Origin of the sequence: Occallatibacter sp. (genome assembly GCF_049510455.1) — a bacterium.
Taxonomy (GTDB): domain Bacteria; phylum Acidobacteriota; class Terriglobia; order Terriglobales; family Acidobacteriaceae; genus Telmatobacter.
The window spans coordinates 13484-36327 of record NZ_JBEKYX010000001.1 but is presented as its reverse complement, the minus strand read 5'-3'; the positions used below and the strand labels follow the sequence as shown (position 1 = coordinate 36327).

Below are 22844 nucleotides of genomic sequence, written 5' to 3'. Positions count from 1 at the left end.
TCAATCGAATAGTGGAGGTTGTATGGGCAGGGAGAGCACCCAGCAAAAACTTAGTCGCGTCCGGGCTCCTCGGGTGCAGATTACTTACGACGTGGAAACGGGCGGCGCGATCGAGATGAAGGAACTGCCCTTTGTGATGGGCGTACTGGGCGATCTGACCGGTCATCCTGAACAGCCGCTGGCGGCGCTGAAGGACCGCAAGTTTGTCGAGATCAACCCCGACAACTTCGACAGCGTGCTTAAGGGCATGCAGCCCCATCTGAAATTCAAGGTTGAGAACAAGCTCAGCGACAAGGCCGGCCAGATTGCTGTGGATCTGAAGTTTGAAAGCATGGACGACTTCTCGCCCGCAAAGGTGGCTGAGCAGGTTGGACCCATCAAGGAGCTTCTGGATCTTCGCACGCGTCTTTCCAACCTGCGCGGCAGCCTGCAGGGCAACGATCAACTGGATCAGGCGCTCTTCGATGCCGTTTCCAACACCGAGGAATTGAACAAGCTGAAGACCGAGCTGGACAAGAAGTCTGAAGGGGGTAACTGATGAGCACCGCTGACCAGGCAGCCGCTCAGGCTGCTGCCACAGAAACTACGGAAGTAACGCTGCTGGATTCGATCGTCGCTCAGGGCCGGTTTGGCAAGGACAACGCTTCTCAGGAGCGCGGCAAGGACATGGTGAAGGAGTTCATCAACCAGGTTCTTGACGGGCACATGACTCTCTCGCGCGACGCCGAAGCGACCATCGGTTCTCGCATCGCGGAGATTGACAAGCTGATTTCCTTACAACTGAACGAGGTTCTGCACCACAAGGATTTCCAGAAACTGGAAGGCACGTGGCGCGGCATCAAGTACCTGATGGACAACAGCGAAACGAACGACATGCTGAAGATCAAGGTGCTCAATGTCTCGAAGAAGGACCTGCTGCGCGACTTGCAGCGCGCGCCGGAGTTCGATCAGAGCGCGCTCTTCAAGAAGGCTTATGAAGAGGAGTTCGGCATCTACGGTGGCGCTCCGTTCGGAGCACTGATCGGCGACTACGAGTTCACCCGCACGGGCGAGGATATTGAGCTGCTGGAGAAGGTAAGCCAGGTGGCCTCCGCGGCGCATGCTCCGTTCCTCTCCGCGGCTGGTCCAGAGCTGTTGAATCTTTCGCAATTTGGCCAGATTACCGGCATCCGCGATATTTCAAAGGTCTTCGATAGCACGGAGTACGCTCGCTGGAAGAGCTTCCGGGCTTCGGATGATTCGCGCTACGTGGCACTGACGATGCCGCACATCCTGATGCGCGAGCCTTACGGCGCGGAGACGCGGCCCATCGAGGAGTTTGCCTACGAAGAAGGCGTGGATGGTTCGGATCACTCCAAGTATCTTTGGGGCAATGCGGCCTATGCGCTGGGCGCGCGGTTGACGAACTCGTTTGCCAAGTACGGCTGGTGCGCCGCGATTCGCGGTGTGGAGAACGGTGGACTGGTGGAAGGATTGCCGGTACACAACTTCCGTACGGACGAAGGTGATGTTGCATTGAAGTGCCCGACAGAGGTATCGATCACTGACCGGCGCGAAAAGGAACTGGCCGATCAGGGCCTGGTTCCGCTGGTGCATTGCAAGGGTACGGACTACGCGGCGTTCTTCAGCGTGCAGACGGCCAACAAGCCGAAGAAGTACGACAAGGACGAGGCGAATGCCAACGCGAAGCTTTCGGCGCAACTGCCGTATATGCTGGCCATGTCCCGCTTTGCGCACTACCTGAAGGCGATGATGCGCGATAAGCTTGGCAGTCCGATGAGCCGGAGCCAGGCGGATCTTTATCTGAACCAGTGGATCGCGAACTACGTGATTGCCGACGACAATGCTTCGAAAGAGGCAAAGGCCGAGCGTCCGTTGCGTGAGGCGCGCATTGAAGTCATGGAAGTACCAGGCAATCCGGGCGCTCTGCGCGCGGTGGCTTTCATGCGTCCCCACTTCCAACTGGATGAACTAACCGTTTCACTTCGTCTGGTGGCGGAACTTCCCAAACCTGCGGGCAAATAAGTTGGCGTTGCTCGTTTGAGATTACCTTCAGCTCGCCTTGCGGAGGCGATAACGTGAAAGGATTCATCTTATGGCGGTAGATTTTTTTCTGAAGCTCGATAGCATTACGGGCGAGTCGGTGGCGGACGGCCACACGGATGAGATTACGCTTCTTTCCTTCAGTTGGGGCGGCAACCAGATTAGCTCCGTTGCAGGAACCGGCGGTTCGGGCGCGGGCAAGGTCACCCTGGATAACATCCATGTGATGAAGTACTACGACAAGGCCAGCCCATCACTTTTCAAGGCGCTGATCTCGGGCACGCACATCAAGACCGGCGTGCTGAGCGCTTGCAAATCCGGTGTTACAGGTGGAGGCGGCAAGCCGTTCCTGAAGGTTTCCTTCGAGGAACTGTTCGTCACCGCTCTGTCGGTCAGCGGATCGAGCGAAGTTCCGGCGGAGAGTGTTTCTTTGAGCTACAACAAGATCAAGGTGGAATACAGCACACAGGACGAGAAGGGTATCCTGACGGCTGTGGCCGCGGTTACCTACGATCTGAAGGCGAACAAGGTTTCCTGAGGACAGATGACAGCCAAAGAGCTGTACCGCGAAGGAAAACTGCGGGAAGCGATCAAGGCGCTTGGCGACGAGTTGAGATCCAATCCACTCGACGCCACGCGCCGCACGTTTCTCTTCGAGCTTCTGCTTTTTGCGGGCGAGTATGATCGCGCGGAGAAGCAACTTGACATGCTTGCCACCACCGAGGCCAAGGCCGCGGGCGGAGCATTAATGTACCGGACCGCAGTGCATGCGGAGCGGACGCGTTCGGAGATGTTTGCCAGCGGCGAAACACCGGAGGTAAAGGACAGTCCCGCGTACGGGGGCTTTCTGAATGGCAAACCATTTGACGATATTTCCGATCCGGACCCGCGCATCGGTTCGAATCTTGAAGTTTTTATTGCCGGTAGCTATACGTGGATTCCATTTCAGCATCTTCGCCGCCTCGAAATAGAGAAACCGGCGAATTTGCGCGATCTGATCTGGGCGAGGGCTCGCATCGAGACAAGCAAGGAGTTCCGGCTGCAGGATCTGGGTGAGGTTCTGATTCCGGCGATTTGCCCGCTGTCGTTCCGTTATCCGGAAGAGATTGTCGCGCTTGGCCGCGAGTCTGTCTGGGAGGCGGATGAGAAATACGACGCGATTCCGTATGGGGCAAAGACGATGCTTGTGGATGGAGCCGATGTTCCGATCCTGGAACTGTTGAGCGTGCAGTGGCTGGCGGAGGAGAAGGAATCCTGAGATGCCGCTGCGCGATGACTTGCTGACGCCGATTGAAGGCGATAATCCCTCCGGGCCGGAACTTTACTACGACCCCGTTTTTGAGCAGATCAAAGAGGCTCGACGCGAGGATGTGGACGATCTGCCCTCTGGCGGATGGGATGTAACGAACAGGAAAAAGGCCGATTTCCGCACGGCGAACAAGCTGTCCGGGGAGACGGTTGCCAAGCGCAGTAAAGACCTTCGCCTGGCCGGTTGGTACATCGAATCGAGCATCCGGCTGGAGGGTTTTTCCGTGCTGGCTCCGTCCATTGAGCTGCTGCGCGGATTGCAGGAGACCTTCTGGGACACGATCTATCCGATGATGGAGGATGGCGGCGACCTTGAGTATCGCGCCATGTCTGTGGATGCGGCCACGCGGCTGCTGACCGACGCCGTCCGCAAACTGCCGCTGACCAAGAGCGGATTGAGCTTCGATGTCTACACGGACTCCCGCATTGTTGGATACGAGAAGGATGCGACGTCGGACTCCAGGCGCGAGTCGCGCCAGGATGCGATCAATCGCGGGCGGCTTACGGCAGAGGATTTCGACCAGGCCTTCCTGGCCACTCCGAAGGCTGTTTACTCGGATGCCGATGCGGCGCTGCGGGCGACGCTCGAAGCAGTGGCAACGCTGGATAGCTATCAGCGCGAGGCGTACGGGACCGATTTCTATCCATCGATCGAGAAGTTTGTGGAATCGCTCGAAGCGGTGCATCGGGTTGTTGAGACACTTCTGAATGAGAAGCGGAAGACCGAGCCTGATCCGGTGGCGCCAAGAGCGCCGGGTGAAGGGGGCGAGGGTGAAGGAGCCGAAGGCGGAGCGCAGGCCGGCATTCCGGGATTTTCCCTGCAGATTCCGCGCATGGGGGCTCCGGGAGAGCTGGGTGCGGCCTACGGATCTGTCGTGGCAAGTGCGGAGTATTTCTTTGACGCTGACAGCCGGTCGGCTGTGCCGTATCTGATCTGCGCGGGACTTCGGCTGGGCGAGACGCTGATGCAGGGGCAGTCGCCGCAACCGGGCTTTGCCGTGGGGCCCACACCGGATGTGCGCTTTGCGCTGCGCTCGTTAGCTCAACAGGGAGCCTGGGCCCAATTGATCCGGGTGTCGCTGCCGATTCTTGCCAGTGAGTGCGCCCGTGGATGGCTCGATTTGCACCGGTATATATGGAAGGCCGCGCAGGAGATTGGCGCGGAGGGGCTTTCGGCAGCGGTGGTGGGGACCATGCGGAATCTGCTGGCCGTTCAACCGGAGCTGCGGTACTGGATTCTGGAGGACGATACAGGCGCGGCCAATCCGGAGACGCAGCGATGGATTGACTCCACGGTGCTGGGCCAGGGATAGCGCCGAGCGATTTATCGGGCTCGGGCCGGGAGCAGGACGCCACGCGAAATACGCGGGAATGCCGAACAAATCTGGAAAGGAGGAACGGTTGGCGCGGGTCAGAACAGAGACGCTTGTTACGCAGACGATCATTGACCGATTCCTCCTTTCGCAGGATGACTGGCCGAAGACGCGCAAAGAATCGATGGACAAGTACCGGGATGCTTTGCGGCGCGATCTGGAGTGGATGTTGAATACACGCAAGCCGGTGATGCCCATCCTGGAGCGATTTCCAGAGGTCGCCAAATCCGTATTCAACTATGGCTTTCCCGATTTGCAGAACTTCGATCACTCGCAGGGGAATGACAAGGATGCGGTATCGGGCGCTCTTGAGAAATGCATTCGGATCTTTGAGCCGCGCATTTCTCAGCCGCGCGTTTTTCTCACGCGATCCGACACGCTGGCCCGCAGCCTGAGATTTCACATTGAAGGACAGATTCATTACGAGGATACGAAGGAAGACATCAAGTTCGATACGGTTCTGGAGTTGATCAGCGGGGAGTACGAGGTTTCCTAGAGCAATGCGCGAAGAGCTGTTGGAGTATTACGAACGCGAGCTGACCTATCTGCGCCAGATGGGCGGCGAGTTTGCGCGCAAGTATCCCAACATTGCGGGGCGACTGCTGCTCGATCCGGAACGCTGCGAGGACCCGCATGTGAGCCGGCTGCTGGAGGGCTTTGCTCTGCTTGCGGCGCGCGTACACAAGCGCATTGACGATGACTTCCCCGAAGTCTTTGAAGCACTGACGCGCGTCATTCATCCCGGCTATCTTCGGCCCATGCCTTCCATGACGATTGTGGAGTGCCAGCGCGATCCCGCGCAGGGGAAAAAGACGGAGGTGATGCGCGTGCCGAGGGGCGCGCAGCTTGTTTCCAAAGGCACGGTGGATGGGTTGCCATGCCGCTTCCGGACGGCGTACGACGTGGACCTCTGGCCGTTTTATGTTTCCGCAGCCGAGTGGAACCAGCCTGAGCGGATGAAGCGTCCGCCGCGTTCCACGCACGGCGCGCAGGCTGGAGCCGCGGTAAGGGTAAAACTTCAGTGCCAGCGTGACGCCACCTTTGCGGGTCAACCGTTGAGCCGGCTGCGCTTCCATCTGGCCGGTGACGCGAACGTGGTTTACACCGTCTATGAGCTGCTCTTCGAGAAGTGCATCGAGATTCAGCTCCGCGATCCAAAGGATGAGAGCCGGGTTGTCGTTCTGAACAAGGATCAGATTCAGCCGGTTGGCTTTGCGCGGGATGAGAGCCTGTTGCCGTTTGTGCGCCGGTCCATCGATGGCCACCGGTTGCTGCAGGAGTACTTCGCGTTTCCGGATAAGTTTCTGTTCTTCGATGTGACGGGACTGGAACCGCTGGCTGCCGGCGGCTTTACGGATGAGGCCGAGCTGGTATTTATCATCGGGTGCTTCGAGCGCTTCGAGCGCGAGCAGGTGCTGGAGCTTGGAGTGAATGAACGCACCTTCCGGCTGGGGTGCACGCCGGCGGTCAACCTGTTTTCGCAGGGCGCGGAACCGATTCTGCTCAACCAGATGCGGCATGAGTACGCGGTCATTCCCGACAGCAGGCACTCCGAGATCATGGAGGTCTTCAGCATCGAGGACGTGGTGGCCACGAATCCCCGGCTGCGCCAATCCATAGCGCTGGAACCGTTCCATGCCTACCGGCACCAGACGCGCAACCAGCCGGATATGGCCTTCTGGGTGGCGTCGCGCAGCATGAATGAGCTGGGGCAGCGCCAGCCGTCGGCCATGTCGATCTCCATTGTTGACCTGAAGGGAAGTTTCGTCGATCCGGAAGCCGATGTGCTGATGGTGAAGACGCTGTGTACCAACTTCGATCAGCCGTCGCGCATCCGGTTCGGCAACGAGCAGGGGGATTTCGAGATCCCGGGCTATCCTGCAGCGAAAAACGTGATTGCCTTCCGCCGTCCTACGCAGAGCTGCGATCCGCCTGCGGGCAAGGGGCATGTCTGGCGGCTCGTCTCGCTGCTTTCGCTGAATTATCTGTCACTGTGTGAAGAAGGATGCGACGCGCTGCAGGAGATTCTACGGCTGCATAATATGACGGAGCAGGTGGCCACCGATAACCAGGTGGGCTCGATCCTGAACCTCAAAACGGAGCCGGGATTTGCGCTGGTCAATTCGGCATACGGACTGGTTCCGGCGCGCGGGACGCAGGTGGAGATCGATTTCGACGAGCAGCAGTTTGCTGGAGCGGGCTTGTATCTGTTTGCCGCGGTGCTGGAGAGATTTCTGGCCGGATACGCCTCAATGAACAGCTTTGCGCAACTGACGGCGCGCAGCACTTTGCGAAAGGAGGTGCTGGCAAAATGGCCACCGAGAGCGGGAACGCAAACCCTTCTATAGAAGCGCAGGCAGAAAGCGCGGTCGATCCGGTTGAGACGATCGTTGTCGACCAGCTTGAGGCGGTTGACGACCCGAAGCTGCGCGAGATTCGGCGTCTTCTGGACGTGGAGCCCTTTCGCGTGCACTTCTTTCAGGCCGTGCGGATGCTGCAGCGCATGGAGGCGCCACGCAAGCCGGTGGGATATTTTGTGACTCCGCAGGGAGAGACGATCCGCTTTGTTTCGCGCACTTCACTTGAGTTTCCGGCGAGCGAGATTCACAAGACGCGCCGCCTGGAGACAGGGCAACTGGAGATGACGGTCGAATTCATGGGCCTGAATGCGGCGATCTCCGTCATGCCCACTCCGTATACGGAGCTGCTGATTGCGCGCGCCAAGGAAAAGGATTATGCGTTGGAGGAGTTCTTCAACATCTTCAACCATCGCATGGTCTCATTCTTTTATCGCGGCTGGGAGAAATACCGGTTCTTTGTCGAATATGAACGTACGGGCAAAGACCGGCTCTCCGAAAAGCTGTACGACATATTGGGCATGGGCACCGGCGCGCTGCTTGGTCGCGCAGGGATTCCCGATGCGGCGTACCTCAATTATGCTGGGCTGCTTGGCCGGCATGTGCGTTCGGCATCTGTGCTGGAGCAATTGCTGGAAGATTACTTCGAGGTTCCGGCCAAGGTGCAGCAGTTTGCGGGCGCGTGGCGAAAGCTGCGCCGCGAGGACCAGACGTGGATGAATGGCTTTGGCGGCTCGAATGAGCGGCTGGGAGTGGGCACGATTGCGGGCGATGAAGTGTATGACCATCATGGCCGCATCGGCATTGCTCTGGGACCGATGGGTTTTGAAAAATACCGCAGCCTGCTGCCGGGACAGAGTGCGTATCATGAGCTGGCGGCGTGGGTGCGGTTTTATTCCAGTGGAAGTTATGAAGCGGAAGTGCAGTTGATTCTGGCTCGTGAGGATGTGCCGTTCTGCGAGCTTGGCGCTGCGGGGCAGGCAGGCCCGCAGTTGGGATTTGTGAGTTGGCTGCGTACCCGGGCTGTCGAACGCGATCCGGGCGACGCGAAGTATCTAGTGCAGTAACGAAAGATTGCAGCGGGGAGAGATACGGGCATGAGCACCAATCTGAAGACACTGATCAGCAAGTTAAACGATGCGACTCGCAAGGCCTTTGAGGCTTCCGCGGGGTTGTGCGTGGGGCGCACGCATTACGACATTGAAATCGAGCACTACCTTACAAAGGTGCTCGATGCGACCGATAACGATGTGGCCTCGATCCTGAAGCACTTTGAGGTAAACCGCTCGCGGCTGACGGCTGAGCTGGAGCGCGCACTTGACAACTTGAAGTCGGGAAATGCGCGGTCGCCAGCTTTCAGCCCGTACCTGGTGAAGATGCTGACCGAGGCCTGGTCCGTGGCCAGTCTTGACTTCAATGCGGGGAATATCCGCACCGGTTTTACGCTGCTGGCGCTGCTGGATAATCCGGAGCTGTCGCGGCTGGTGAAGGAAACCAGCAAGGAACTGGCGAAGGTTTCGCCGGAGGTGCTGCGCGCCAATTTCTACGACATTGTGCATGCCTCGCGTGAGAGCCAGGTGGCGCTGGCCACGGGCGCGACGCAGGAGGCGGGCGAAGCTCCAACCGGCGCTGGCGCTTCCGGCGGCAAGACGCCGCATCTCGATCAGTACACGGTGAACCTGACGGCGAATGCCAAGGCCGGCAAGATCGATCCGGTGCTGGGCCGCGATGCGGAGATTCGCCAGATGATCGACATCCTGATGCGCCGCCGCCAGAACAATCCCATCCTTACTGGTGAGGCAGGCGTGGGCAAGACGGCTGTGGTCGAAGGGCTGGCGAACCGCGTGGCGCTGGGCGATGTTCCGCCAGCGCTGCAGGGCGTGCATCTTCACACGCTCGATCTGGCGCTGTTGCAGGCCGGCGCCGGCGTGAAGGGCGAGTTTGAGAATCGCCTCAAGGGGCTCATCAACGAAGTGAAGTCTTCGACGACGAAGATCATTCTCTTTATTGACGAAGCGCATACGATGATTGGCGCGGGCGGTCAGGCTGGACAGAACGATGCCGCCAACCTGTTGAAACCGGCTCTGGCTCGCGGTGAGCTGCGGACGATTGCGGCGACGACGTGGTCCGAGTACAAGAAATACTTTGAGAAGGACCCGGCGTTGGCGCGGCGCTTCCAGGTGGTCAAGGTGGAAGAGCCGTCAGAGGATGTTGCGGCGATCATGCTGCGCGGCATTGTCGGCGCGCTTGAGAAGCACCACGGCCTGCGGATTCTGGATGAGGCTGTCACCTCCACGGTTAAGCTTTCGCACCGGTATATTGCGGGGCGTCAGCTTCCGGATAAGGCCGTGAGCGTGCTGGATACGGCTTGCGCGCGCCTGTCGCTTGGCCAGAACACGACTCCGCCGCGCATTGAGGATCTCCAGCGGAAGATTGATGCGCTGGAAGTGCAGAAGCGCGTGCTGGAGCGCGAGACCAAGGTGGGTGCGAACCACGCAGAGAGGCTGGAGCAGATTGCCGCTGAGGTTGAAACGGCTACCGCGGAGAAGGCCACTCTGAACGTGCAGTGGGAGAAGGAAAAGGAGCTGATTGGCGGCATCCGCGCGCTGAAAGAAAAGCTGGAAACAGCCGATCATACCGCTCCGGCGGACCCGGCGACGCAGGCCGAGCTGAGCAGGCTGGAGGCTGAGCTTTCGGAGCTGCAAGGCGAGAAGGGCATGATGCGCGTCTCCGTGGATTCGCAGATTGTCGGTGAAGTTATCTCGGCGTGGACGGGCATTCCGCTGGGCAAGATGGTGAAGAACGAGATCGATACGGTGCTGACGCTGGATGAGCATCTGAAGAAGCGCGTCATCGGCCAGGATCATGCGCTTGCGGCCATTGCTCGGCGTATTCTTACCTCGCGCGCCAACATGGACGATCCGGTGAAGCCGGTCGGCGTCTTCCTGCTGGTTGGACCGAGCGGCGTGGGCAAGACGGAGACCGCGATTGCGCTTGCGGATATTCTTTACGGCGGCGAGCGCAACATGATCACCATCAATATGTCGGAGTTTCAGGAGGCGCATACCGTTTCCACGCTGAAGGGCTCGCCTCCGGGATATGTGGGCTACGGCGAAGGCGGCGTGCTGACGGAAGCTGTGCGGCGGCGGCCTTATTCCGTGGTGCTGCTCGACGAAGTTGAAAAGGCGCATCCCGATGTGCTTGAGCTTTTCTTCCAGGTCTTCGATAAAGGCCGCATGGAAGACGGCGAAGGCCGCGAGATCGACTTCCGTAACACGATTATTATGCTCACCAGCAATGCGGCGACCGATCTGCTTGCGAAGCTGACATCCGACCCGGAGACGACGCCGGACCATGTGACGCTGGCCAAGGCCATGAAGCCGGAGCTTGATAAGGTCTTCAAGCCTGCGTTCCTGGGCAGGTTGATGATTATCCCGTACTATCCGGTGCGCGACGAGGCGCTGAAGCAGATTATCCGGCTCAAGCTGGGCAAGATTCAGAAGCGGCTCAAGGAAACGCACAGGATCACGCTCGACTACGGCGATGCGCTCTTGAATGAAGTGGCCGCGCGCTGCACGGAAGTTGAGAGCGGCGCAAGAAACGTGGATAACATATTGTCCAACACCATGCTTCCGGATCTTTCACGCCAGATTCTCGGGCGGCTTGCGGAAGGCACATCGGCTAACCGCGTGCAGGTTTCGGTTGCCGGCGGCGAATTAACGTATGCATGGGATTCCGAGCTCGTTGAAGCCTGAGACTGGGGCATGAGACGAGCGCGGATTCTCTGCGCGTAAGGGCGGAGCGGAATGAGCGACCTGACACAAGACGACCGGTTAATGCAGTTAACGACCCCGCTGGGCAAGGACGTGCTGCTCATCGAAGGGCTTACGGGCTCGGAGGGGATCTCGCATCTCTCCGAGTTTCGTGTGGACTTATTGGCGGATGCAAGCACGACGATTGATCCTACGGATATTGTCGGGACCAATGTCACTGTCGCCATTACGCTGACGGACAGCGCCGGCACGCGATGGATCAATGGGATTGTCACTTCCTTTGAGCAGGGCGCGGGAGACGGAGAATTCAATGAGTACTACGCCACCATCATGCCATCCATGTGGGAGCTTACGCTCTCAACCGATTGCCGCGTCTTCCAGAGCATGACGGTTCTGGATATTGTGAAGCAAATCTTCAGCAACTATGGCCTGTCTGTCAAAGACGGTACAACCGGCACTTACACCAAGCTCGATTACTGCACACAATACTCAGAATCCGATTTTCATTTCGTCTCCCGCCTGCTGCAGGAGCAAGGTATCAATTACTGGTTTGAGCACTCCGACGGTGACAATAAGATCATTCTTGCCGACGGCGCCAGGGCTTATCAGGATTGCCCTGTCGTTTCCGCGGTAAAGTTTGAAGTAAGCGGTTCCGGGGAAGAAGGCGCCTACGGATCGCGCGTCACGGAATTCATTATGGAAGCCTCAATGGTCTCCGGCACGCACATCACCGGGGATTACAGCTATCGGAGTTACAAGCGCATCGACTCATCGCAATCGAAGAGTAAAAGCGAATACGGGGTGAACTCCTATAACGTTTACCCCTATCCGGCCGGTGCTGAAGGGTACATCAAGTCCATCTCGGGGCCAAATCCCGAACCCGACGAGACCAGTCTGATCAATCTCATTTCTACGGCGCGATTCCAGGCTTCGGAGTCGGTTTTTCAAACGTATCGCGGCAACGGAACTCTCCGCACCATGCTGCCCGGATACAAATTTACGCTGAGCGAGCACCCGACATTGAACGGTACGTATCTGCTGGCTGGGGTAACGCACTCAGTCGATCAGAGTCCGTCGTATCGCACCAAAACCAGTTCCGAGAATCCCTATCGCAACCGCTTTATGGCGGTGCTGTCCACTGTCATTTACAAGCCGCCCCAGACATTTGAGAAGCCAAGAATATATGGCCCTCAAACGGCAAAGGTGGTTGTCGCGTCGGGAGAAGAGATTCATCTCGATGCTATGGGCCGCGTGAACGTCCAGTTTTTCTGGGACAAGCTGCGCAAGGACAACACGGTTGACAATACCTGGGTGCGGGTGGCGCAGCAGTGGGCCGGCAATGGCTGGGGCGCATACTTCTGGCCGCGCGTCGGCGATGAAGTTGTTGTTGAATTTCTGAATGGAGATCCCGACAATCCGTTAGTGGTTGGATCGGTTTACAACGCCACCAACATGCCGAAGTACGCGCTGCCGGATATGAGCACACGCTCCGGCTGGGTAACGCGCAGCAGCAAGGGCGGCAGTGCCAGCAACGCCAACGAGTTGCGCTTTGAGGATAAGAAAGGCTCCGAACAGATTTTTCTCAACGCGGAAATGGATATGGATCATCGCGTTGAGAAGGATCACCGGGTATTTGTCGGCGGCAAAGAATCGCTGATGGTGACTGGCAACCTGTTAGAGCAGATTGGCCAGGATCACGACTTAACCATCAAGGGTAATCGTGTAGAAAGCGTCGCCAGCAACGAGGACATCACTATCGGCTCCAACCGCACCGAGAAGGTCGGCGGAAATGAATCGCTCAACATTACCGGCAATCAGATGTTCAAGACCGGCGGGGATAATTCGCAGGATATAGGCGGCAATCTCAATGAGAAGATTGGCGGAAACAACTCGCAGAATGTCGGTGGCGGCAATGCGGTGCAGGTGGGCGGCAGTTATTCGATGACCGTGACCGGGGCGGCCTACGTACAGTCGGGTTCAACTCTGGTCATTGAGGCAGCGACCGGAATTACGCTCAGCGGTCCTGGTGGATATATCACCATCTCAGATGCCGGCATCTCGATTTCCGGAACCATGGTTCTCATCAATAGTGGTGGAATGGCTCTTCCAGGCATGGCCGGTTCGTTGACGCCTCCGACGGCGCCCACCGATCCGAAGACCCCGTCAACCCCGGACGAGGCCGACGACGGCACTGTTGGCGGAGCGTTGCAGGAGGGGAGTTAACTGGACGCATCGATCATAATGCCCGCCCGCGCCATGAGTTTCAGCGCGCGGGCGGCAAACTCATTCGAGCGATACCTTCTGCTGGCCGTCCGGAGTGAAGGCGGTCAGGCCCGGCGCCGGCTCGGTTTCAGCAAAGTAGCAGCGAACGGGACCGAAGAAATCTTTCCTCTGCGCGGGCTCGCAACTGGGAATGAAGACGCGCAGCACGCGCGGATCGTAGAAGCGGAAGATCGACTTGCTGCCTGAGTTGTTGTCCACAATCAAGAAGCGCCGCAGATGCCTTCTCGTCTCTTCAAAGGATTGATCCGAGCCGAGGAAGACTCCCCAGAACATGCCCCATGCCGCCTTGACCAGGTACGGCAGAAAAGGCCGCTCGGGCTGCAACTGGGCCACATAGGGGCCGTAGCGGGCAATGTCGGCGCTTTGCTCGCCCTCATAGAGCGATTGGTAGTACGTGCCGGACTGATTGAGCAGATCGAGGATTGCCGGGCTGATGGCGCCGTCCAGAATCGCATAGTTGCAGGTGGATCCGATCACGTCGAGAATCTGCTGCTGCCAAGGCAGCATCTCGCCGGGCGATGGCGGCAGATACTCAAGCGCCGGCTTGCCGTTGACGAGTTGTGCAAAGCGGAAGGCGGTTCGTCCAGCGAAGATGGTGTCGCACGGGCGCAGCGGAACGTTGCGCGAGCGCACGCCATTGATATAGGTGCCGTTGCTGCTGCCGGGATCGAAGAGTATGATCAGCGGTCCGTTGCATTGGAGCTGAAAATGCGCGCGAGACATGAACTGGTCGTTGACGACCAGGTCGGCGGGCGACTGCCGGCCCACCGTGATGGTGCCCGACTGCGGCAGGGAGATGATCTGTGGATCACCTAGCGCCGGTCTGATTTCGAGCACGTACTCCAAGCCTCTCTCCTTTTCCTGTTACTGCTTCCTGTTACTGCTAGCTGCAGATTTCGCAGAACGGGCTGCCGCTCTTAGCTGCCGCAGTCATTGCCGCGCCTTGTGCGCCTCCTCCGGCGGCTCCTCCGCCGCCCGACTCGCCAATCATCACAGTTGGCTCGCCGAGAATGATGACGCCGCCGTGGTCCGTGGGATCGCCCATGCGCGCGGCCATCAGAAAGTCGATGAGAACCGTCGGAGATCCCATCGCGATCAGGTCCGGTGGTCCCACGCAGGTGAGCATGTCGGTCATCCGGGCCGCCGGTAGAAAACCGATGAGCACGGTGGGACAGCCCGGCGGAAGAATCGGACCGCCGACGTGCGGGATGATCCCGGTAACCATGGGGCATGTGTGCATGTCGGTGACTCGCGCTGCTGGCGGCATTGTTCCTCCTCTTCGTTGCGTTTTCGTTGCGTTAAATGGGCAGGCCGCGCTTTGTGCCCGGCTTCACAATCAGCCGGTCATCCATGTGGTGCTGACGGCACTCTTCGGCAAAGGCGCGTAACTGCTCGATATTCCCCGGCGCGCGCGCAAAGAGCACCGGGTCGAGCGCGTAATACTCCTCGTACTCCACCAGCCCGTTGCTGACCGGGATGGAAAGGTAATGCACGCCACTCTGCTCCTCGGTGCCAATCGAGAAGCGGTCATCGCGGAAAACATAAGTGTCGACAAATTTCATAAGACCTCATCAAAAATACAAGACTCAGTGGTGCGGCTGCTGCGGCCGGGATCAGACGGGAGCCGCCTTGAAGGCTCCAGGTGGAGCTTTTCCCAGGTCGATAACGGCCTCCGAGGTGCCGCCAGGCAGCTTGCCGCCGGGAATCCAGAGATCGTTTGCGCCGGCTTCATTGCCCGAGGGTACACGCAGGCCGCAACTGCGCGGACTTGGCACATCCACGCGCACAAGGGGGTTGTTTTCGAGCGTGCCTCTGGGCAGGCCGAGTGCGTCTTCCAGCGCATTCGGATCTCCGCCGGCTTTGGCAAGCAAGGCGTCGGCCTCGCTGCCGGGCATCATGAAGGAGGTTCCATCGCGCTGCGATGGCCCGTATTTGGCAAGATTGCCTTGCGTCATGAAGCGCGCGGCTCCCTTGTCGAATTGGGCCAGGTGCGCGTCAATCTGATCCTTGCTCATGTAGGTCGAAGGATCGGGCCGCGATCCCTTGGGGATGGCCTTGATGCGATCCGTCGTAGCCTGGTCGAGCGGTGCATCGGTTGCGGCGGCAGGCGAGGCATTGGTTGTGGCGGCAGGCGATGCATTGGTCGTGGCGGCAGGCGATGCATTGGTCGCGGCGGCAGGCGAGGCTGCTGCCGTTGTGGGCGTGGAGTATACGGACTTATTCGCGCAGGGCGTCGTGGTGCTGTCAGTCGGCGTGGCGGGGAAGGTCTGCGAGGCATTGGAATACGCCTGCGTAGCGCTTGACCCGCCGCCTGGATTCGTGTTGCCGCTGCTGCTCATCCTATTCCTGCGTCCTTCCGGCTGAATCCAGATGCTCGACGGTGACCCGCTGCAGCAGATCGGCCTTTTCCGGGCCGGGTAATGGAGCAGCGAGAACGCGGCGCGCCCGCTCGTGCTTTTCGTCGAAGTCCTGTCCCAGCAGCCGGGCCGTGATCACGTAGAAGGCCGCATCCCGCTTGGTGCCGAGGCCGTATCCCTTGGCCTTATTCACCATTGCCGTGGCAAAGCTGGCCAGCTTCTCCGGTTCCTCCTCGGCCAGCTCGGGGAAGTTCTTTTTCAGAAACGCCACCACGGATGCTATATAGCGCCGTTCCGCATCTTCGCGAAACGCTGTATGCGTTCGTTCGCCGATCTTGAAGGGTTGCATGAGAGATGACATGTGCCTGAAGAAAAATACATCCTGAAATGGAAGCGTTTTAACTCTGAAATGCACGATACAGCCATAGCTTAACCGGCGCAAGAGAGGATGCCTTTTTGCGCGAGCCGCGGGTGAGCGCAAACGGGACTGCGGCGCAAAAGGTTCGTGCCAGATAGTGAAGCGGAATGGGCAGGCGCATCGAAAAATCCGCCTTGGCTGCAAGCAGCGGGACAGGACCGGAGGTACGCACATTTTATCGGCGGCCAAGAGCCGTCCCTTACGAAATTTTTGCTTGACATTCCCTTTAGGTAACGCTAGATTTCGACCACTGGTAATTCTGGGGTTTACTCCGCACTGAAATTTTTTCAGCTATCCAAGCGCGTCGCTTCCTTAGAAGCACGCCTGGCTGGCCGTCTGTGTTTTTACTTTGATTGCTTTGTACGCGAATCACAACACATCTCAACAGGCCGTTGGTTTCCGGGTGGGCTGCTGGAAACCGGAAGCGAGTTGGAGCCGCCAGATTCCGGCCAAAGTGCGGCGGCTGCGCCCTGCTCCGCGGCTGCCCTGGATAACGTAATTGCGACCTTGGAGAAATAGGATGATCTGCAATCTGTTGCCTCGCACGAGTGGACGTTCGTCTGCTGCGCCTTTTTTTTCAGCCCTGTTTTCCGGAACCGCGAAGGGGATTGCGGCGACCCGGCAGGCGGTGTGCGCGGCCCTGTTGCTTGCGCTGGGATGGGCCCTGTGCGGAGCAGCCGCGCAGGCGCAGACGGCCACCTTCGGCGGGGCGCAGATCACGCTTGCCGACGTTGGGGAGCCGCTAGTAGGCGCGGCATTGGACGCGAACGGCGACGTCTTTTTCATTCAATTGGGCGGCCAGACGCTGATAACCGAACTTCCTGCCGGATGCACATCTACAAGCTGCATCAAGACGTTCGCGGCCAACGATCTGATGGCTCCCACTGGTTTGGCAGTGGACGCCAGCGGTAACATCTACGTCGCCGAGCCAGCTACTGGCCTGATCAAATACACCGTCAGCGGCGGCAGCTTTTCTTCGGGAACCCCCATAGCGACCACTAGCTCGAACCCGGTGTTGGGCAATGCAACAGGCGTGGCTGTGGACGCAAGCTGCAATATCTATGTCTCGTCGAAATCCGCAAGCGGAAGCATCCAGGAATACAGTCCCAGCCCCAGCAGCGCAGGCTGCGCCGCCACCAGCTATACCGAGTCCACGATAGTGCCCCCCACCCCAACCCTGGACAACCCTGCGGGCCTGGCCGTAGACGCAAGCGGCAACGTCTATGTGGCAGCGAATTCCGGCAACGCGGTGTATAAATACACCCTCAATAGCGGCACTTTCACGCAAAGCACCGTGGCCAGTGTTAACTCTCCTGACTCCGTAGCCGTGGACGCGAGCGGCAACGTCTACGTCGGCGCCCTCGGCTCCGTGTTCAAGTATGTATTGAATGACGGCACTTACACCCAGGCCACATTAGGCAGCGGTTTCAGCCACCCCTTTGGCGTCGCAATTGACGGCAAAGGCGATGTCTTTGTTACCGATGAAAGCAATGACTCAATATCCGAGATTCAGACGCAGGGCGTGAATCTTGGCTCCTCGGCAGTGGGCACCGCAAGTGCGCCGCAGACGCTGATCTTCAACTTCACCAACACAACCGGCGCAAACATTGCCGCGCCCGTCGTGTTGACCGTGGGAGCTGCGGGAAAAGACTTTGCTATGACCGGCACCACGTGCAACGCAACCACCAGCTATGGCACCGGCGATGGCGCTACCAGCAGTTGCACCGTCACCGTCACCGTCAATCCCTCAGCGCCTGGCCTGCGCACCGGCGCGGTCGAGCTTACGAACCCATCCGGCACGGTCATCATTGCCACGGCCTACGTCTACGGCACGGGCACCGGTCCGCAGGTGGCCTTTGAGCCCGGCGTGCAGAGCACTCTGTTTTCGACGGGAGCCTTTGGCCTGGCCGTGGACGCCTCCGGCAACGACTACATTGCCAATGGCATCGGCCAGGTGATCAAGTTTTCGAGCAGTGGTAGTAGCACAGTGGTTAACCTTGGGAACGACGCGGATTTCACCGTGGCGTTGGACGGAGCCGGCAATCTCTATGTCCCCGATTCCACTGCCGGCACGGTGACCCAATACACGCCCAACAGCAGCGGCGGCTTCACGCAAGGCCCCGTGGTGACTACTAGCCTCATGAAGCCCTATGGCGTGGCTGTGGACGTGAGCGGCAACGTCTATGTTTCCGATTCAGAGGCCAACGAAGTTTTCGAATACACGCCGAATGGCAGCGGCGTCTATACGCAGAGCACCGTGGCGGCCAGCGGCCTCAACGGCGCCTCCGGCGTGGCGGTGGACGCGGCCGGCAACGTCTATGTCGTCAATTTAGGCGGCAACACGGTGAACGAATACACACCGAACGGCAGCGGCGGTTTCACGCAAAGCACCGTGGCCAGCGGTCTGAACGCTCCCACCGGCGTGGCGGTTGACGCGATGGGGAATGTCTATGTCGCCAATACAGGCGGCAACGAGGTGCTTGAATACCCGTCCAACGGCAGCGGCGGTTTCGCAAGCGCCGGCACGATGGTGGGCACCGGCCTGAGCAAGCCGGAGGGCCTGGCGGTGGACGCCGGCGGGAACGTCTACATCGGAGATATCGGGACGACTCCCGCGACGGCTCTTGTGATCAAGGTGGACATTTCCGACCCACCGGCTCTTACCTTTGCCACCACTGCCGTGGGCTCATCCAACGGCCCGCAGACAGTGACTGTAGCCAATATCGGCAACGAGCCACTCACGATTGAAGGCGCTCCCGCAGTTGCGAGCAGTCCTGCATCCCCTGCAAACTTCGCTTTCGGCGCAGGCGACAACTGCGGCGGGGAAGGCAGCTCGATTAACCAGGGAGCCAGTTGCATACTGGCGGTGGACTTTACGCCGCAGGTAGCCGGCACGACGCTCACCGGCACGGTGAGCCTGTTGACTAACAACCTTAACGCACCAACGCCGTTCGTCATGCAGACAATCAATCTGAGCGGCATGTCTTCTGCTTCCACTTCCACCGCAGTCACGTCCTCGGTCAATCCCTCGACTGTCAACCAGAGCGTAACCTTTGTGGTCACGGTGACGAACACTGCCAGCGGCGCATCCAGCGCACCTACCGGCACAGTGCAGCTCATGGTGGACGGGACCAACTCCGGTAGCTCGGTGTCGCTCTCAGTGGGCAGCGGCATCACGAGCACCGCTTCAATCTCGTTCGCGGGCCTGACGGCTGGGTCGCACACCATTACGGTGAACTATCCCAACTCAGATGGGGCCTTCGCGGATAGCACTGGTTCTCTGTCCGGTGGCCAGACGGTCAATGCAGCCTCCGCCACGCTGGGGTTTACTACGGTACCCTCCGGCGCAGTTGCAATCAACTCCTCGGCTGTGTTTACGGTCACGCTCACCCCATCGCTTGCAACTCCGATCAAGCCGGCCGGCACGGTGATCTTCAGCCAGGGAAGCACACAGCTCTGCAGCTCGACTCTGTCGCTGGCCTCACCGTTCATTGCTAACTGCACGACGAAGGCTCTCATTGCGCCCAGTCCCGCAACCGTGACCGCAAGCTATACGGATACGGCCAACAATTTCACGGTTGCCACCCCTGCCTCTACCACGGTCACGCTTACCCCGCTCAACACCACGGTTACGCTATTTCTGGCTTCGTCCACACCAACCGTGGATACGCCAGTCACTCTCAAGGCTGTGATCGCTCCGTCCGGCTCTCCAATTTCTCCAACGGGCACAGTCAGCTTTACAAAAACTGGCGGCACTATCCCTGTCCCTATCCCAGAATGCAGCGGCAGCTTAGCGCCTGCTGTGGGCATCGTCGGAAGCTCTCTTGAGGCTGTCTGCATCACCTCATCTCTGCCCGCTCCGTCGGTCTCAGTTGGCGCTACATATTCCGGGGACAATAACTTCAACACCTCAACGGCCACCACGCCGCTGAGTATTCCTGTCGTCAACAAGGCAACGCCCGCATACACTCTGTCCGCGGCTCCGCAGTCGCCCAGCGCAAGCATCACGGTGAATGTGCCCGTGATCTTCACCGCCGCATTTACCTCTCCGGCATCCTCATTGCCAACGCAGCCTACCGGCACCATTCCGGTCATACAGGGCGGAACGACGTTGTGCACCATCACCTTGCCTGCCACTGCCTGCACGTACACCAGCGGGTTTGCTACTGCAGCTTCCTTTATGGTGACTTCTTCCTATAGTGGGGACACTCAGTTCAATCCCGTGACCAGCGGCAGCATTTCGGTGAGTGTCAGCGCCACAGGTACTATGACCAAGGTGAGCGGGCCCAGCACCGCGAGCGTGAATACATCTGCTATTTTCACCGCAACGGTTACTCCCAACGTGGCTGGCGCGACCGTGCCGCTGGGCAGCGTTGCGTTCAAGGTGACCAACTCCAGCGGCACCACGACAACCCCATGCGCCAGCGCAACGCTCGCCGCAGGAACCGCAACATGCTCCTACGCATTCCCCGCCTCGGGCAACTACACGGTGAACGCAACCTATAACCCAAGCCCCGCTAACTTCACCACCAGCAGCTCTGCAAACCCGCAGGCTGTAGCCGTCAGCGCAAGCCCGGTTACCGTTACCGTGGCCCTCGATAGCACCAGCGTCAATCCCTCCGTCATCAATCAGCCGGTTAAGTTTGATTCCACTCTGGCTTTCCCGACCGGTACGGCCAAGCCCAGCGGCCTGGGCGATACGATCGTGTATTACGACGGCGCGAACGTACTATGCACCGCGGCGGTCAACGCAACCACCTCGCCTTATACGCCGGCCTCCTGCACGGTTTCCACACTGTCTCTGGGAGGACACAGCATTACGGCAGCCTTTGTTCCGGGAGCTGCGGACCCGAACTTCGAGGCGCAGACCTCCACTGCAGTTACGCAAACCGTGAATGCCGACCCCACCACCCTCTCGGCCAACTCGTCCGTTACGTCGCCCGTGGTCAATCAAACGTACACGCTATCGGCCACCGTCACACCGGAGTTTGTGTTCACCGGCACAGGCGGCAGGTCTCCTGCCGGCGGCAGCGTGGGATTTACCTATGTCAACGGATCATCGACCGTCAACCTTTGCACAGCCACTGTTACGGGCAATTCACAGGCGTCATGCTCTCCGGCGGCGGGCAGCCTTGCTGCTGGAAGTTACTCCATCACTGCCACCTACACAGACTCCGCATCGCCTGCGAATTTCGTCACCAGCAATGCCCCGATACCTATCACAGTCGTCAAAGGCACGCCGGCGGTGCAGATCGGCTCACTTCCCGCCTCGATTCAGGTCAATCAGGCACTGACGCTGACTGCCACGGTCAAGTCCAACTACAGCGGTCCAATCGCTCCTACAGGCACTGTGGCTTTCCTATCCGGAGCAACCACCCTCTGCACGGCTACGATAAGCAGCGGATCTGCCTCCTGCGTAGCGGCATACGCGGACCTGCCGGAATCCGCCACCGCGTACTCCATCTCGGCAACCTACACGCCGGATACGACCGGCGGCACTAACTTCCTGTCCGCCAGCACCAGCACGTCTGGATCCGTAACTGTGACGGGCGCAAACACCTCTGTAAATGTTTCGAGCACTCCCGCCACCGCCTACGCATCTCAGACTGTCACATACACGGCCACGGTGAGCGCGAGTCCCGCGATGCCCACCGGCGGCATCGCCCCCACCGGCACGGTGACCTTCGCCAACGCCTCTGCGCTGTCTTTCGCAGGAGCAAATTGCCCGAAGATCACAATTCCAGCCGGTGCAACCTTCCCATATTCGGTCAGCTGCACCGTAACCTATCCGCCGACCTACACAGGCAACCTCAACACGGACTCCATCACGGTTGCATACGCGCCGGGCAATGCCAACTTCGCTTCGAGCAATAACTCGGCAACTCCGCTGGTTGAGCCGGTGCAGAACTTCGCGCTCGGGTTCACCTCTTCTTCTTCGAGCACTGTGTCCCTCACGCAGGGTCACAACACAACAAATGATCCGTACTTCCCGGGCCAGATTGTCGCGGCGATGTCCGCATCCACCTCATCCACCGGGATCGGTACCCTGAAAGACACGTTGAACTATACCTGCACGGTGACCTCGAATGGCTCGCCTGTCACGGATCCTTCCTGCTCACCTGCTACCAGCGCGGCCATTCCAGGCGCAAGTGTTCCTTACACGCTCAGTGCATCTTCTACGGCGCAGACGGGTGTGTACACCATTGTCATCACGGCTACCGATCCGAACGCGCCAGCTCTCAGCTATACCGCTACCAAGCAGCTCAACGTTGCCAGTATTTCGGCCGCGCAACTGGTCTTCGCCGGCAGCGTTTCGCAAACGGTATCGCTCGACTTTGGCACCTTGTCTACCGGCGGCACACTCACGCTCGTCGGCTGCCCCGAGGTCCTGTTCACAACTACTTCTTCGCTGAAACAGAATCCGGACCCGACAAACAGCAATGCGCAGTACGTGTCGTGCTCGGCTTCGCCTACACAGATTACGGGGGGCACGACAGCCGTCACCGTTACGGTTACGCCATGCCAGACCGGCACGACCGGGACTGCCGGATCAACCACCAGTTGTGGCGGTTCCAGCGCGGCTCTCGCTCCGGTGAACGCGAAGGCTGGGCGTTCCGGCGGCTCGTACATCGCGGCTGCTCTTGGCGTTCCAGTGCTTGCATTCTTCGGCTGGTTCGGCCGCAACCGCGCGCGCAGGAATCTCTTCCGCATGATGACTATCCTGCTGCTCGGATGGGGCGCTCTCACCGTAAGCGGCTGCGGCGGCGGATATAAGGTGACCTCCACAGGAAGTTCCAGCCCTGCAACGAGTCTCGCTCCAGGCATCTACGACGTCCTGGTCCAGGCAAAGGATGCCAGTACTCCGGCTAACACCTACTATTCCCTCGTACAAATCACGGTGAACTAATGGCAGAGGCGACTATGAAGCGGCA

The 22844-nt window shown here is 59.3% G+C and carries 17 protein-coding genes; 11 read left to right on the top strand and 6 right to left on the bottom strand.

Going from position 1 to position 22844, the window contains the following annotated elements; genetic code table 11:
- Positions 1-22: 22 nt before the first annotated feature.
- From tssB to ABSG47_RS00105, 10 genes are all read left to right on the top strand, one after another.
- On the top strand, positions 23-538 hold the full coding sequence (gene tssB / locus ABSG47_RS00150) for a type VI secretion system contractile sheath small subunit (protein ID WP_424164771.1): 516 nt from the start codon (positions 23-25) through the stop codon (positions 536-538).
- A complete protein-coding gene (tssC, locus tag ABSG47_RS00145) occupies positions 538-2025 on the top strand; it encodes a type VI secretion system contractile sheath large subunit (protein ID WP_424164769.1) in 1488 nt (495 codons plus the stop codon). The genes tssB and tssC overlap by 1 nt, the downstream gene beginning before the upstream one ends.
- 70 nt (positions 2026-2095) lie before the next feature.
- Entirely contained in the window at positions 2096-2581 is a 486-nt protein-coding gene (locus ABSG47_RS00140) for an Hcp family type VI secretion system effector (RefSeq protein ID WP_424164767.1), read from the top strand.
- A gap of 6 nt (positions 2582-2587) precedes the next feature.
- Positions 2588-3301: a type VI secretion system accessory protein TagJ gene (locus tag ABSG47_RS00135; RefSeq protein ID WP_424164765.1), complete on the top strand. Its 714-nt coding sequence runs from the start codon at positions 2588-2590 to the stop codon at positions 3299-3301.
- Between the two features lies 1 nt (position 3302).
- Positions 3303-4664 (top strand): type VI secretion system protein TssA, encoded by a 1362-nt coding sequence (gene tssA / locus ABSG47_RS00130; protein WP_424164763.1) that lies wholly within the window; start codon positions 3303-3305, stop codon positions 4662-4664.
- An 88-nt stretch (positions 4665-4752) separates the two neighbouring features.
- Positions 4753-5220, top strand: coding sequence for a type VI secretion system baseplate subunit TssE (gene tssE / locus ABSG47_RS00125; RefSeq protein WP_424164760.1), 468 nt, complete (start codon positions 4753-4755; stop codon positions 5218-5220).
- Between the two features lie 4 nt (positions 5221-5224).
- Positions 5225-7072 (top strand): type VI secretion system baseplate subunit TssF, encoded by a 1848-nt coding sequence (gene tssF, locus ABSG47_RS00120; RefSeq protein WP_424164757.1) that lies wholly within the window; start codon positions 5225-5227, stop codon positions 7070-7072.
- Positions 7036-8148: a type VI secretion system baseplate subunit TssG gene (gene tssG, locus ABSG47_RS00115; RefSeq protein WP_424164754.1), complete on the top strand. Its 1113-nt coding sequence runs from the start codon at positions 7036-7038 to the stop codon at positions 8146-8148. Before tssF ends, tssG begins: the two co-directional genes overlap by 37 nt.
- Positions 8149-8178: 30 nt before the next feature.
- Positions 8179-10836 carry a type VI secretion system ATPase TssH gene (gene tssH / locus ABSG47_RS00110; RefSeq protein ID WP_424164752.1) on the top strand — a complete coding sequence of 886 codons (2658 nt, stop codon included), beginning with the start codon at positions 8179-8181 and terminating at the stop codon, positions 10834-10836.
- Positions 10837-10887: 51 nt separating this feature from the next.
- Positions 10888-13077, top strand: a complete 2190-nt coding sequence (locus ABSG47_RS00105; RefSeq protein ID WP_424164749.1) for a type VI secretion system Vgr family protein — start codon at positions 10888-10890, stop codon at positions 13075-13077.
- 60 nt (positions 13078-13137) lie between these two features.
- Here the strand turns inward: ABSG47_RS00105 and ABSG47_RS00100 are convergent, their stop codons facing one another.
- From ABSG47_RS00100 to ABSG47_RS00075, 6 genes are read right to left on the bottom strand one after another with little or no spacing between them, the layout of a single operon-like run.
- Positions 13138-13974, bottom strand: coding sequence for a DUF4123 domain-containing protein (locus tag ABSG47_RS00100; RefSeq protein WP_424164747.1), 837 nt, complete (start codon positions 13972-13974; stop codon positions 13138-13140).
- A gap of 46 nt (positions 13975-14020) precedes the next feature.
- Entirely contained in the window at positions 14021-14404 is a 384-nt protein-coding gene (locus ABSG47_RS00095) for a PAAR domain-containing protein (protein WP_424164745.1), read from the bottom strand.
- A 31-nt stretch (positions 14405-14435) separates the two neighbouring features.
- Positions 14436-14699: a hypothetical protein gene (locus tag ABSG47_RS00090; RefSeq protein WP_424164743.1), complete on the bottom strand. Its 264-nt coding sequence runs from the start codon at positions 14697-14699 to the stop codon at positions 14436-14438.
- A 51-nt stretch (positions 14700-14750) separates the two neighbouring features.
- Complete coding sequence (locus tag ABSG47_RS00085; RefSeq protein ID WP_424164740.1) at positions 14751-15476, bottom strand: hypothetical protein; 726 nt, start codon at positions 15474-15476, stop codon at positions 14751-14753.
- Position 15477: 1 nt separating this feature from the next.
- The gene (locus ABSG47_RS00080; RefSeq protein WP_424164738.1) at positions 15478-15855 is read right to left on the bottom strand and encodes a hypothetical protein; all 378 of its coding nucleotides are present in this window, start codon (positions 15853-15855) and stop codon (positions 15478-15480) included.
- A 37-nt stretch (positions 15856-15892) separates the two neighbouring features.
- Positions 15893-16084: a hypothetical protein gene (locus ABSG47_RS00075; protein WP_424164736.1), complete on the bottom strand. Its 192-nt coding sequence runs from the start codon at positions 16082-16084 to the stop codon at positions 15893-15895.
- 348 nt (positions 16085-16432) lie between these two features.
- Here ABSG47_RS00075 and ABSG47_RS00070 point away from each other — a divergent pair, with 348 nt between their 5' ends.
- Positions 16433-22819, top strand: coding sequence for an Ig-like domain repeat protein (locus ABSG47_RS00070; protein WP_424164734.1), 6387 nt, complete (start codon positions 16433-16435; stop codon positions 22817-22819).
- Positions 22820-22844 lie beyond the last annotated feature (25 nt).

What these genes read in the sequence shown, in the direction of transcription:
- ABSG47_RS00090 (WP_424164743.1), bottom strand. Translation starts at nt 14,699, where the DNA reads ATGAAATTTGTCGACACTTATGTTTTCCGCGATGACCGCTTCTCGATT.
- ABSG47_RS00105 (WP_424164749.1), top strand. Translation starts at nt 10,888, where the DNA reads ATGAGCGACCTGACACAAGACGACCGGTTAATGCAGTTAACGACCCCG.
- tssH (WP_424164752.1), top strand. Translation starts at nt 8,179, where the DNA reads ATGAGCACCAATCTGAAGACACTGATCAGCAAGTTAAACGATGCGACT.
- ABSG47_RS00140 (WP_424164767.1), top strand. Translation starts at nt 2,096, where the DNA reads ATGGCGGTAGATTTTTTTCTGAAGCTCGATAGCATTACGGGCGAGTCG.
- ABSG47_RS00135 (WP_424164765.1), top strand. Translation starts at nt 2,588, where the DNA reads ATGACAGCCAAAGAGCTGTACCGCGAAGGAAAACTGCGGGAAGCGATC.
- ABSG47_RS00080 (WP_424164738.1), bottom strand. Translation starts at nt 15,855, where the DNA reads ATGTCATCTCTCATGCAACCCTTCAAGATCGGCGAACGAACGCATACA.
- ABSG47_RS00085 (WP_424164740.1), bottom strand. Translation starts at nt 15,476, where the DNA reads ATGAGCAGCAGCGGCAACACGAATCCAGGCGGCGGGTCAAGCGCTACG.
- tssB (WP_424164771.1), top strand. Translation starts at nt 23, where the DNA reads ATGGGCAGGGAGAGCACCCAGCAAAAACTTAGTCGCGTCCGGGCTCCT.
- ABSG47_RS00070 (WP_424164734.1), top strand. Translation starts at nt 16,433, where the DNA reads ATGATCTGCAATCTGTTGCCTCGCACGAGTGGACGTTCGTCTGCTGCG.
- ABSG47_RS00095 (WP_424164745.1), bottom strand. Translation starts at nt 14,404, where the DNA reads ATGCCGCCAGCAGCGCGAGTCACCGACATGCACACATGCCCCATGGTT.
- tssF (WP_424164757.1), top strand. Translation starts at nt 5,225, where the DNA reads ATGCGCGAAGAGCTGTTGGAGTATTACGAACGCGAGCTGACCTATCTG.
- tssC (WP_424164769.1), top strand. Translation starts at nt 538, where the DNA reads ATGAGCACCGCTGACCAGGCAGCCGCTCAGGCTGCTGCCACAGAAACT.
- tssG (WP_424164754.1), top strand. Translation starts at nt 7,036, where the DNA reads ATGGCCACCGAGAGCGGGAACGCAAACCCTTCTATAGAAGCGCAGGCA.
- tssA (WP_424164763.1), top strand. Translation starts at nt 3,303, where the DNA reads ATGCCGCTGCGCGATGACTTGCTGACGCCGATTGAAGGCGATAATCCC.